Below are 12,788 nucleotides of genomic sequence, written 5' to 3'. Positions count from 1 at the left end.
TCGTGCCGTGCGCGAACAAGCAGCCTGCGCAGATCAGTCACTACCCCCCACCTGTCAGTAGCACCCCGGTGTACGCAGTCGTATCACCGCCGGGTGTTGGCATTCCGGGCTGATCAGCGCGTTGCTGTTCCCGCTGTGCCTGCCTGAAAAAAACTACTGAATTTCAGCATCTGCTGCTGAATCGGCTTTTTTGCCTGATTACAGGTGGTATCCATGTCCGTTCTTTCGAAACACTCCGTGGCCGCGGCGGCCTCGACGAGCCTGTTTGTCCTGCTGTGGAGCAGCGGGGCGATCTTCTCCAAACTGGGCCTGGCCCATGCGTCACCCTTCGCGTTTCTGTTGATCCGCTTTGCCGTCGCCCTTGCAGGCTTGGTAGTGCTGGTGCCGATCCTCAAGCTGAAACTGCCGCGTCCCGGCAAGCCCATGCTGTACGCGGCGGCAACCGGATTGGTGTTGTTGGGGGCCTATCAGATTTTCTATCTGCTGGCCCTGGACCTCAACGTCACCCCCGGCGTCATGGCGACCATCATGGGGGTGCAGCCGATCCTCACCGTGGTGCTGATGGAGCGCCAGCGTTCCTGGCGTCGGATGTTTGGCCTGAGTCTGGGCTTGGCCGGGCTGATCATGGTGGTCTACCAAGGCATCGGGCTGTCGGGCATGTCCCTGGCCGGGATGCTGTTCGGGCTGTTGGCCCTGGCAAGCATGACCTTCGGCTCGATCATGCAAAAGCGCATCACCGACAACCCCCTCGGCACCCTGCCGGTGCAGTACTTGGCGGGGCTGTTGTTGTGTTCGGTGTTTGTGCCGTTCCAGCCGTTCCATGTTGAACACAACGCCGGCTTTTACCTGCCGGTGCTGTGGATGGGCCTGGTGGTGTCGGTACTGGCAACGCTGTTGCTGTACCGTCTGATCGCCAGGGGCAACCTGGTGAATGTCACCAGCCTGTTCTACCTGGTGCCGGCGGTGACGGCGGTGATGGATTACCTGATCTTCGGCAACCGGCTGGCGGTGCTGAGCCTGTTGGGGATGGGCTTGATCATCATTGGGCTGGTCTTCGTGTTCCGCAAAAACTGACCCCCCCGTAGGCGCCGGCCAGCCGGTGCCTACGGTTTTCGAGGCCGCAATACCAGCCACAACGCCCCGGCAATCAACATGCCGCCATATAAATGCGCCATTGATAACGGTTCGTCGAGCAACAGCGCCCCCCACAACACCCCGAACGGCGGGATCAGGAAGGTGGTGGTCATCGATCTCACCGGTCCGATAGCGGTGAGCAGTCGGAAGTACAAAACATAAGCAAACGCCGTACACACCAGCCCCAACCCCAGCAACGACAGCCACACCTGCCACCCACCCCAGCTCGCGGGCGGATGGCTGATCGCGCTGTAGGCAAACAACGGCAGCAGAAACAGCGTCGCGCCCAGCATGCTGCCCAGGGCCGCGAGACGACTGTCCAGCCCGCCACGTTGGTCCAGCCAGCGCCGCGCGAGGAAACCGGCAAAGCCATAACAGGTGGTGGCCAACAGGCAGGCCAGTGCGCCCATCAATAATTCCAGGTCAAACGCCACCGGCCCCGCGCGAGTCAGCACGCCCACGCCGAACAGGCCCAGGCACACCCCGGCGATTTTCGACGCGGTGAGGCGCTCACTGAAAAACAGCCCGCCAATCAACACGCCCATCAACGGCGTGGTGGCATTGAAGATCGCCGAGTAACCCGCCGGCAGCACCTGGGCCGCCACCGAATACATGGTCGCCGGAATCCCCGAGTTGATCACCCCCAGCAATAGCACGGTCTTGAACTTGCCCTGGAAATCCCAGCGCACCCGCATCACCGCCAGCATCACCAGCAAGCCTGCGGCGGCAATCGATACGCGGAAAAATGCGGTCGGCACCGTGCCGATTTCCGGCGCGATGATACGCATGAACAGAAAGCTCGCGCCCCAGATGGCGGCGAGCCCCAGCAGGTAAAGGGTGTCAACAGGCCTCACGGAACGCTCCTACATCAATAAGGCGGCGAGTGTTGCACGCCGCTTTCACTGATTACAGAACAAACCGCGTCACCAGCCCATTGAGGTCCACCGCCAGCCGCGACAGTTCCTGGCTGGCGGCCGAGGTCTGGGTGGCGCCAGCTGCGGTCTGGGTGGAGAGGTCGCGGATGTTCACCAGGCTGCGGTCCACATCACGCGCTACCAGTGCCTGTTGCTCGGCGGCGCTGGCTATCACCAGGTTGCGCTGGCTGATCTGCGAGATGGCGGCGGTGATTTTCTCCAGGGCGCTGCCGGCGCCGTTGGCCCGTTGCAGGGTCTGGCCGGCGTGCTCGGCACTGCTGTTCAACGCTGTGACCGTATCCTGGGTGCCTTGCTGGATACCGGTGATCATCTGCTCGATTTCTTCGGTGGAGTCCTGGGTGCGCTGTGCCAGCGAACGCACCTCGTCGGCGACTACCGCGAACCCACGCCCGGCTTCACCGGCACGCGCCGCTTCAATCGCTGCGTTGAGCGCCAGCAGGTTGGTTTGCCCGGCAATGCCGCGAATCACTTCCAGCACCTTGCTGATGTCCTGGGCTTGCAGCGCCAGGCCTTCGGCCTTGTTGGAGGCGCCGAGCACTTCGTCCACCAGGTTCTGGATCGAGTTGATGGTTTCGCTGATCTGGTAGTGGCCGTGCTTGCTGTCTTCATCGGAAGCCAGGGACGCCTCGGCACTGGACACCGCATTACCCGCGACCTGGTCCACCGCCGTGCTCATCTCGGTCACGGCGGTGGCAGCCTGCTCGATTTCATCATTCTGCGCCTGCAGGCCGCGCGTGCTTTGTTCCATCACCGAGCTCATTTCTTCGGCGGCGGAAGCCAGTTGCTGCGCCGATTCGCTGATGCCACGGATGGTGGTCTGCAGCTGCACTTGCATGGTCGCCAAGGCGGTCAGCAATTGCGCGGGTTCGTCATGGCCGCGCACCACAATCGGCTGGCTCAAGTCGCCGGCGGCGATGGTGCGAGCCACCTTCAGGGCCTGGCCGATCGGCGCGGTGATGCTGCGGGTCAGCAGCCAGGCCAGCAGCAAGGTGGCGATCAGGGCGACGGCGATAATCAGGCCGACAATCCACTGTGCGCTCGAATACATCCGTGCGGCCGAATCAGCCGCCGCTTCGACGCCGTTCTGGTTAAAGACGATCAGTTTTTCCAGGCTCTGGCTCAAGATCGTGCCCTGAGGGGCGAGGCGGCTGACGAGCAGGTCGAGGGCGTCTTGCTGTTGATCCTTGTCCACCAAAGCGACCATCTGCCCGACGATGGCCAGGTACGTTGCGACATTGCTCTTGAGGGTTTTCAGCAGATCGCGCTCTTCGTCATTGCTCAGCAAGGTTTCATGGCGATCGAGCAGGGCTTGCAGTTCGTTGCTGGTACGGCTGATCAGGCCTCTGCTGGTGTCACGCACGCGAGATTCGTCGGTGCTCACCAGGCGCAGGGATTCCAGGCGGATGGTGGCCACCAAGGCTGCGCTGTCGTGGATATTCTCGATGCTCGGCATCCACGACTGTTCAATGACCAGCGCGCTTTCGCGCAGCTTGGCCATCTGGCCCAGGCCAAACATTCCCACAATCACCAGCAAGCTGGCCAAAACCCCAAAACTCAGGCCGGCACGCAGACCGATCCTCATATTCCTCAATGACATCTCAATGCTCCTTGGGCGATTAGAACCTGCTCCCGGATCGGTCTTCGGACCTTGTTAGGGTGGGAGAGGGCGCGCTGTATATCAAAGTGCCATTAAGGTGGTAATCGGGGTTTCCCTTAGTTGGATCCAAAGCCCTGCGGAGGGTGCGCGCCCGTGCTGGCTGGCGGTTTCCCGCCTCTACCGGCCAGGCCACGATGGTAAAGGCGTGTGGATAAAACACGCTGGGACTGTAAGGGGCGTTTATTGACCAGATGGTCGAATTAAAAAATTGAAAATAAATGTACGAAATGAACAGAGCCGTACAAGTCAGTGCAAAAAATGACCCTTCTCCTGCCTTCGTACACTGGCTAAGCTCAGGGCTTCCAGATACCCGTAGAGGTTTCCCGCATGTCGACATCCACGCCCGCCCTCGCTATCGCCCGCACGATCCTCGAAGGCTTCGACGATTACCGCGAGCACTTTCGCCAGATCACCGATGGCGCCCGCGAGCGTTTCGAAAAGGCCCAGTGGCAGCAGGGGCAAGCGGCCTCGGCGGCGCGGATCAACCTGTATGAAGACAAGGTCGGTGAAGTGACCACGCGCCTGCGTGGGAATTTCGAGGGCGGCACATTGTTCGACATTGATCTATGGCCGCTGGTGAAAAGCGCCTACATCGGCCTGATCGACCTGCGTTTTGACGATGAGCTGTCCGAGACCTGGTACAACTCGATCTTCTGCGGCCTGTTCAGCCATGACCTGATCAGCGACGGCTGCATGTTCATCCACACCACTCGGCCGAGCCTGCGCCGGGCACGGGCGGCACAAACCCGGATCTACGCGCCTGCCGGCCAGGTTCCCGAAATGCTCGCGCAGATTTTTGCGGACTATCGTTTCAGCGAGCCCTACGCCGATCTGGCGGCCGACCTGGGGCGCCTCGAAATCCAACTGCGGGAAAACCTGCCGGACTGGGTGTGCAAGGATCCGGACCTCAAGGTCGAGCTATTTTCCTCGGTGCTCTACCGCAACAAAGGCGCCTACCTCGTAGGGCGCATCTACACCCGCGACGAGCAATGGCCCCTGGTGATTCCGCTGCTGCACCGCGAAGGGCAGGGCATCCAGATCGATGCGTTGATCACCGACGAGGCGGAGGTGTCGATCATCTTTTCGTTCACCCGTTCCTACTTCATGGTCGACGTGCCGGTGCCGGCGGAATTCGTCGGCTTTCTCAAACGCATCCTGCCGGGCAAGCACATCGCCGAGCTGTACACCTCGATTGGTTTCTACAAGCACGGCAAATCGGAGTTTTACCGCGCGCTGATCAACCACCTGGCCACCACCGACGATCAATTCATCATGGCCCCCGGCGTACGTGGCATGGTCATGAGTGTGTTCACCCTGCCGGGCTTCAACACCGTGTTCAAGATCATCAAGGACCGATTTTCACCGTCGAAAAACGTCAACCGCGCCACGGTGATCGAGAAGTACCGCCTGGTCAAAAGCGTCGATCGCGTCGGGCGCATGGCCGATACCCAGGAGTTTGCCGACTTCCGCTTTCCCCTGAGCAAGTTCGAGCCCGAGTGCCTGGCTGAATTGTTGGACGTCGCTGCCGGCACCGTCGAAGTGGAAGGCGACACCGTGCTGATTCGCCACTGCTGGACCGAACGGCGCATGACCCCGCTGAACCTCTACCTGGAAAACGCCAACCCCGCCCAGGTGCGTGAAGCCCTGGAAGACTACGGCCTGGCGATCAAGCAACTGGCGGCGGCGAATATCTTCCCCGGCGACATGCTGCTGAAGAACTTCGGCGTTACCCGCCATGGGCGCGTAGTGTTTTATGACTATGACGAAATCTGCTTTCTCACCGAGGCCAACTTTCGCCACATCCCCGCGCCGCGTACCCCCGAGGACGAAATGGCGTCCGAGCCCTGGTACTCCATCGGCCCGCTGGATGTATTCCCGGAAGAATTCCCGCCGTTTCTGTTCGCCGATGCCGGCCAGCGCAAGTTGTTCGATCAACTGCACGGCGAGCTGTACAACGCCGATTACTGGAAAGGCCTGCAGGATACGATTCGGGCGGGAAAGGTGATTGATGTGTTTCCATATCGGCGCAGGTGGGGAGAAGTGTCTTGAACCGCTCAGTCACTGTGGTTTAGCACTCCTTGGTGTGTGCCTACTGAAAAAAACTACTGGCAATTATAAAAGTGCCAGTAGTTCAAGGTGATGCAGGTTATAAGTCGATATGTCTAATGGTTTGGTTGAGTTTACTTCAGGAATGGCATGTCTTTGTTAGTTTCCAGTATCCTGTCACTCCAGTTAGTCAAACGGTTCCTGTCTGTTTCGTTGGGCGAACTCCTCTGGCCTTTAGCCGTTGCCTGGTAGAGGTCATTCATCGATTCTTTATACGTTTTGTCGATATTCTTGGTTGAATATCCTTTGTCCTGCAATTCAATTTTTCTCTGTAGCAAACCTATAGGCTTGTCAACGTAACTTTTACCGAATTTGGACGTGGGGAAGTCGGTGGGAGACTTTTTAAAGTTTCAATGGTTTTCCACGAGCTGGAGGAAGATGCCGATGCACCTTGTGGCATGCTGTCGGGCGTACGTTGGTGCTTTTCCGCAAATGAATGTCCATAGCCTCCGACACGAGAGGAAGACATGCGATCTATAGGCATAAAAACTCCGATGAACACTGTTGTTGATGATTGATAAACAGCGCGCCGAATATAATTTCGATATTACATCAGCGCATCAGTGAGTTCTCACAAAAGTGCGAGATGCTTCTTTATTCCTCTGGTGAAATAGTTTTCTATGTTTTTTAATGGCGTATTCAAGTATCGAATGGAAAAAGACGCGTCTTCTTGGCTTTTCTTTTGTTAAAGGTTACTCATGAAGCGCATTCCTCGATTGGCCTGGCTTGTAGTGTGGTAGTTCGCGATTCGATTGGCTGTCAGGTTGGTGGCTGGCGCGGATGGAGTACGGCTATTGCTCGTCGAACGCTGCGTACCTGTTGCTCGCGCATAGCTGGGAGGGTGTTCATAGGGCGGCGGGTTTCGAGGATTCGTTGCTTCGGCGTAGGAGGGCGGGTTGTCTAGGCGCGTAGTGGATGGACTGATCTCCATGGAAACTCCTGTTCACGTTAAGAAATGAAGGTTGGCCAGATGTGTCTGGAAGTTTTATTGAACCTTTCACACGCCATCCATTCCATCGGACTTATGCTGTTAAAAAGACAGAATGATCCACTCGGTGTCGTAGTAAATGTCCTTTTAGGCGGTAGGTCAGCGCGGTCGTGATTGACTGACCGTCTCCAGACTTGCCGAAATCTTCGACAATTCCTTCCTCTTTGATGACTTGCGCTTTGCACTATTGGCACCCGGGCATTGTGGGGTGTTCATAGGGCGGCGGGTTCCGAGAACTCATTGCTTCAGCGTAAGAGGGCGGGTCGTCTGAGCGTGTAGTGGACGGCATGATCTGCATGGAGGCTCCGTTTCACATTAGGTTGGTGTCTGGAAGTCTCATTGAACCGTTCACATGCCATCCATCCCATCGGACTGCTGCTATTGAAACTACCGAATGGTCCACTCAGTGTCGTAGTAAATATCGTCCTCAGTGGTAAGTCAGCGCAGTCATGATTGACTGACCGTCTCCATACTTGTCGAAATCTGCGACAATCCCCGTCCTCTCTGACGACTTACGCTGCGCAGGCCTCACCTGCCTCACCCAAAAGACCCTTGCCGCCCTGATGACTGACCAAGCGCCCGCTATCGACCAACTGCTGAAAAACCTCGACCACGCCATGCTCGCCGACCGACACCGCTTGCGGCGCCAGTTGCTCGAGCTGCGCAAGAAACCCGACGAGGAGAAGCTGGCGCAGTGGGTCACGCGCATGCAGGCGTCCTGCGCCCAGGTCACGGCGCGGCGTGCCAGCCTGCCGGTGATTCGTTACGACGACAGCCTGCCGATTGCCGCCAAGCGCGATGAGATCAAGGACGCGCTGCTCAAGCATCAGGTGCTGATCATTGCCGGCGAAACCGGCTCGGGTAAGACCACCCAGTTGCCGAAAATCTGCCTGGAAATCGGCCGCGGCCAATACGGCCTGATCGGCCATACCCAGCCACGCCGGATCGCTGCGCGCAGCGTAGCCAGCCGCGTCGCCGAAGAGTTGGCCACGCCGCTGGGCGCGTTGGTCGGCTATCAGGTGCGCTTCGAAGACCAGAGCGACGCCAACACCCTGATCAAGCTGATGACCGACGGCATCCTGCTGGCGGAAACCCAGAACGACCGTTACCTGGAACGCTACGACACGATCATCGTCGACGAAGCCCACGAACGCAGCCTGAACATCGACTTCCTGCTGGGTTACCTGAAAACCCTGCTGCCGCGTCGTCCGGACCTGAAAGTCATCATCACGTCGGCGACCATCGACCTGGAACGTTTTTCCAAGCACTTCGACGACGCACCGATTGTCGAGGTGTCGGGTCGTACCTTCCCGGTCGACACCTGGTATCGCCCGCTGACCCTGGAACAGGACGAGGAAGGCAACCGTGTTGAAGACGACCTGACCGTCGACCAGGCGATCCTCGCCACCCTCGACGAAATCGCCGCCTATGAGCGCAGCGAACGGCGCAGTCCCGGCGACGTGCTGGTGTTTTTGCCCGGCGAGCGCGAGATTCGCGACGCGGCCGACATGCTGCGCAAGGCCCAGCTCAAGCACACCGAGATCCTGCCGTTGTACGCGCGCCTGTCGCCGGCCGAACAACAGCGCATTTTCCAGTCCCACCCAGGGCGCCGCGTGGTACTGGCGACCAACGTCGCGGAAACCTCGCTGACGGTGCCGGGCATTCGTTATGTGATCGACAGCGGCACCGCTCGCATCAGCCGCTACAGCTACCGCGCCAAGGTGCAGCGCCTGCCGATCGAGGCGATTTCCCAGGCCAGTGCCAACCAGCGTAAAGGTCGTTGCGGCCGGGTGGAGCCGGGGATTTGCATTCGGTTGTACAGCGAAGAGGATTTTATCGGGCGTCCGGAATTTACCGACCCGGAAATCCTGCGCACCAACCTCGCGGCGGTGATCCTGCAGATGCTGCACCTGCGCCTGGGCGAAATCACCGACTTCCCGTTTATCGAGCCGCCGGATGGCAAGGCCATCAGCGACGGTTTCAACCTGTTGCAGGAACTCTCGGCGGTCGACCGTAACAGCCAGCTGACCCCACTGGGCCGCCAGTTGGCGCGCCTGCCGGTGGACCCGCGCATGGGCCGCATGCTGCTCGAAGCCGCCAAGCTTGGCAGTTTGCAGGAAGTGTTGATCGTGGCCAGTGCCATGTCGATCCAGGACCCGCGCGAGCGCCCACCGGAGCGCCAGCAGGCCGCCGACCAGGCCCACGCACAATGGAAGGACCCGGATTCGGACTTCGCCGGGCTGGTCAATTTGTGGCGTGGCTTTGAAGAGCAGCGCCAGGAGCTGACCGCCAGCCCGCTGCGCAACTGGTGCCGCAAGAACTTCCTCAACTACCTGCGCCTGCGCGAGTGGCGCGATTCCCATCGCCAGTTGAGCCTGATCTGTCGCGACATGCAGTTGACCGTCAACAAAGAACCGGCAGACTTCCCCAAGCTGCACAAGGCGGTGCTGTCCGGTCTGCTCAGCCAGATCGGCCAGAAGACCGAGGACGGCGATTACCTTGGCGCCCGTCAGCGACGTTTCTGGATTCACCCGTCCTCGGGGATCGGTAAAAAACGCCCGCAATGGCTGATGACCGCCGAACTGGTGGAGACCACCAAGCTGTATGCACGCATGGTGGCGAAGATCGATGCCGACTGGATCGAACCGCTGGCCGGGCACTTGATCAAGAAGAACCACTTCGAACCCCACTGGGAGAAGAAGCGCGGCCAGGTGGTGGCGTTCGAGCAGATCACCCTGTTCGGGCTGATCGTGGTCGGGCGTCGGCCGGTGCATTACGGGCCGATTGACCCGGTGGTGTCGCGCGAGCTGTTTATTCGCGAAGGTTTGGTGCGCGGTGAGATCCAGTCCCGCGCCAAGTGCCTCACGGCCAACCAGCAACTGCTGGAGCAACTCGACGAACTGGAAGCCAAGGCGCGCCGCCGCGATATCCTGGCCGATGAAGAAACCCTGTACGCCTTCTACGATGCACGGCTGCCGGCGGAAATCCACCAGACCGCCACCTTTGACAGCTGGTACAAGGTCAACAGCCAGAAAGATCCCCAGTTGCTGATCATGCGCGAAGAAGACGTGCTGGCCCGCGAGGCCAGTGAAGTCACTGCCGCGCATTACCCGGACACCCTGCACCTGGGCGATCTGGAACTGGCCCTGAGTTACCACTTCGAACCCAACCACCCCCGCGACGGCGTGACCCTGCGCGTACCGGCACCGCTGCTGCCGGCCTTGCCGCCGGAGCGTCTGGAGTGGCTGGTGCCTGGGGTGATCGAAGCCAAGTGCATCGCCCTGGTGCGCAACCTGCCCAAGGCCCTGCGCAAGAACTTCGTGCCGGTGCCGGATTTCGTCAAGGCGGCGCTGCAGCGCATCGAGTTTGGTCAGGGCTCGCTGCCCCAGGCATTGGGGCGCGAGTTGCTGCGCATGACCGGGGCGCGGGTCAGCGATGAGGCCTGGGCCGAAGCGGCGCAGCAGGTGGAAAACCACCTGAAGATGAACCTGGAAGTGGTCGACGGCCAAGGCAAGTTCCTTGGCGAAGGCCGCGACCTGGCCGAGTTGACCGCGCGTTTTGTCGAAGCCAGCCAGGCCGCGCTGGCCGTGCCGCACACCGCGAAAAGCCAGCAGCCGGTGGAGGCCAAGGTGTTCGCGGCGGTGGCCGAGAAAACCCAGCAGAAGATCGCCGGGCTGTCGATGACGGTCTACCCGGCGCTGGTGGAAGAAAACGGCACCGTGAAAGAGGGACGTTTTTCCACCGCCGCCGAGGCTGAGTTCCAGCACCGCCGTGCGTTGCAGCGCCTGTTGATGCAGCAATTGGCGGAACCGGCCAAATTCCTGCGCGGCAAATTGCCCGGCCTCACTGAACTGGGCCTGATGTACCGCGAACTGGGGCGTATCGATGCTCTGGTGGAAGACATCCTGCTGGCCAGCCTCGACACCTGCGTGCTGGACGGCGAAGCCAGTTTGCCGCGTGACGGTGCCGGATTGGCGGCGCTGGCTGAACGCAAGCGTGGCAGTTGGACCGAACACGCCGAACGCCTGGCGCGCCTGACCCTGGAAGTGCTGAAGCTCTGGCATGGCCTGCAAAAGCGCTTCAAGGGCAAGATCGACCTGGCCCAGGCCGTGGCCCTGAACGACATCAAGCAGCAATTGAGCAACCTGGTGTATCCCGGCTTTGTGCGCGAAACCCCGGCGCAGTGGTTCAAGGAATTGCCGCGTTTTCTCAAGGCCATTGAATTGCGCCTGGAGAAACTGCCGAGCCAGGTGCAAAAGGACCGCGTGTGGAGCAGCGAGCTGGGCGGCCTGTGGGCGCAGTACCAGAACCGCTTGAACAAGCACACCCAGGAAGGCAAGCGCGACCCGCAACTGGAGCTGTATCGCTGGTGGTTGGAGGAGTATCGGGTGTCGTTGTTTGCCCAGCAGCTGGGTACCAAGGTGCCGATTTCCGACAAGCGCTTGAGCAAGCAGTGGAGCCAAGTAGAGCCCTGAAGCTCTCCCTGTCTCCAAGACTGAGCAGGTCCAAATGTGGGAGGGGGCTTGCCCCCGATAGCGGTGTATCAGTCACAGAATCTTTGTCTGACACACCGCTATCGGGGGCAAGCCCCCTCCCACATTGAAACTTGATGGCGTTTTGATCAGGGTGTTTGTCCGGCATATGGCGCCAAACCCCAGGGTTTGTGGCAAACTTCGCGGTTATAAATGCCGGGATCGTCGTGATGGGCTGGTGTGTAGCCACGGCGCGATGGAATAAAGCGATGCCAGTTTGATGTCCGCTGGGCGGAATAGAACTACTTACGGTTTGGTACGTCGGTACCAATATCATCTGCCTGACAGATTTAGAGGAACGATCGTGCATAACGTCGTCATCAGCGGCACTGGCCTTTACACCCCTGCCAACAGCATCAGCAACGAAGAACTGGTGCAGTCTTTCAATGCTTACGTGCACCAGTTCAATTCGGACAACGCCGCCGCCATCGAGCGCGGTGAAGTCCAGGCGCTGACGGAGTCGAGCGCTGCGTTCATCGAAAAAGCCTCGGGCATCAAGAGCCGCTTTGTGATGGACAAGGACGGCATCCTCGACCCGCAGCGCATGGCGCCGCGCCTGCCTGAGCGCAGCAATGACGAGTGGTCGGTGCTTTGCCAGATGGCCATCGGTGCCGCCGAACAGGCCCTGCAGCGCGCCGGCAAGACCGCTGCCGACATCGACGGCGTGATCGTCGCCTGTTCCAACCTGCAACGTGCTTACCCGGCCATCGCCATCGAAGTCCAGGAAGCCCTGGGCATCGCAGGCTTCGGTTTCGACATGAACGTGGCGTGTTCCTCGGCGACCTTCGGCATCCAGAACGCCGCCAACAGCATCCAGCTGGGCCAGGCCCGGGCGATCCTGATGGTCAACCCGGAAGTCTGCACCGGCCACTTGAACTTCCGCGACCGCGACAGTCACTTTATCTTCGGCGACGCCGCCACGGCCGTGGTCCTCGAGCGCGCCGACCTGGCGACCTCCGAGCATCAGTTCGACGTGGTGAGCACCAAGCTGCTGACCAAGTTCTCCAATAACATCCGCAACAACTTCGGCTTTCTCAACCGCGCGGCGGAAGAGGGCATCGGTGCGCCCGACAAACTGTTCGTGCAGGAAGGCCGCAAAGTCTTCCGCGATGTGTGCCCGATGGTCGCCGATCTGATCGGCGTGCACCTGGAAGAGAACCAGTTGAACGTGGCCGATGTGAAGCGCTTTTGGCTGCACCAGGCCAACCTGAGCATGAACCACCTGATTGTGAAGAAACTGCTGGGCCGCGAAGCCACGGTGGAAGAAGCCCCGGTGATCCTCGATACTTACGCCAATACCAGCTCGGCGGGTTCGGTGATTGCGTTTCACACCTACCAGGACGATCTGCCCAAGGGCGCCGTCGCGGTACTCAGTTCGTTTGGCGCAGGCTATTCGATCGGTAGCGTGATCCTGCGTAAGCGTTAAGACAATCGAG

At 60.0% G+C, this 12,788-nt stretch carries 6 protein-coding genes; 4 read left to right on the top strand and 2 right to left on the bottom strand.

The annotated features are described in order from the left end of the window. Positions 1-213: 213 nt before the first annotated feature. Positions 214-1,074 (top strand): DMT family transporter, encoded by an 861-nt coding sequence (locus HDC32_RS09200; protein WP_184743624.1) that lies wholly within the window; start codon positions 214-216, stop codon positions 1,072-1,074. A 29-nt stretch (positions 1,075-1,103) separates the two neighbouring features. Here HDC32_RS09200 and HDC32_RS09195 read toward each other — a convergent pair whose 3' ends face one another. Together HDC32_RS09195 and HDC32_RS09190 are read right to left on the bottom strand one after the other, a co-directional pair. Next, complete coding sequence (locus HDC32_RS09195) at positions 1,104-1,988, bottom strand: DMT family transporter (protein ID WP_131698658.1); 885 nt, start codon at positions 1,986-1,988, stop codon at positions 1,104-1,106. Between the two features lie 52 nt (positions 1,989-2,040). Then, positions 2,041-3,651, bottom strand: a complete 1,611-nt coding sequence (locus HDC32_RS09190) for a methyl-accepting chemotaxis protein (RefSeq protein ID WP_409438554.1) — start codon at positions 3,649-3,651, stop codon at positions 2,041-2,043. A gap of 402 nt (positions 3,652-4,053) precedes the next feature. On the opposite strand from HDC32_RS09190, the gene aceK reads away from it, so the two are divergent. The 3 genes from aceK to HDC32_RS09175 all read left to right on the top strand — a co-directional run bounded on the left by aceK (position 4,054) and on the right by HDC32_RS09175 (position 12,778). Beyond that, complete coding sequence (gene aceK, locus HDC32_RS09185; protein WP_131698656.1) at positions 4,054-5,775, top strand: bifunctional isocitrate dehydrogenase kinase/phosphatase; 1,722 nt, start codon at positions 4,054-4,056, stop codon at positions 5,773-5,775. Positions 5,776-7,383: 1,608 nt separating this feature from the next. Then, positions 7,384-11,295 carry an ATP-dependent RNA helicase HrpA gene (hrpA, locus tag HDC32_RS09180; RefSeq protein WP_131698653.1) on the top strand — a complete coding sequence of 1,304 codons (3,912 nt, stop codon included), beginning with the start codon at positions 7,384-7,386 and terminating at the stop codon, positions 11,293-11,295. A 361-nt stretch (positions 11,296-11,656) separates the two neighbouring features. After that, a complete protein-coding gene (locus tag HDC32_RS09175) occupies positions 11,657-12,778 on the top strand; it encodes a beta-ketoacyl-ACP synthase III (protein ID WP_184743619.1) in 1,122 nt (373 codons plus the stop codon). Positions 12,779-12,788: the final 10 nt, after the last annotated feature.

Source organism: Pseudomonas sp. JAI120 (genome assembly GCF_014207255.1).
In the GTDB taxonomy this organism is placed as follows: Bacteria; Pseudomonadota; Gammaproteobacteria; order Pseudomonadales; family Pseudomonadaceae; genus Aquipseudomonas.
Note: the sequence above shows the minus strand (reverse complement) of the source record. Positions and strands in the feature narration are given on the sequence as shown.

Bases quoted from the DNA above. Each gene is read 5' to 3' on its own strand.
- HDC32_RS09200 (WP_184743624.1), top strand. From the start codon at position 214: ATGTCCGTTCTTTCGAAACACTCCGTGGCCGCGGCGGCCTCGACGAGC.
- HDC32_RS09190 (WP_409438554.1), bottom strand. From the start codon at position 3,651: ATGAGGATCGGTCTGCGTGCCGGCCTGAGTTTTGGGGTTTTGGCCAGC.
- aceK (WP_131698656.1), top strand. From the start codon at position 4,054: ATGTCGACATCCACGCCCGCCCTCGCTATCGCCCGCACGATCCTCGAA.
- hrpA (WP_131698653.1), top strand. From the start codon at position 7,384: ATGACTGACCAAGCGCCCGCTATCGACCAACTGCTGAAAAACCTCGAC.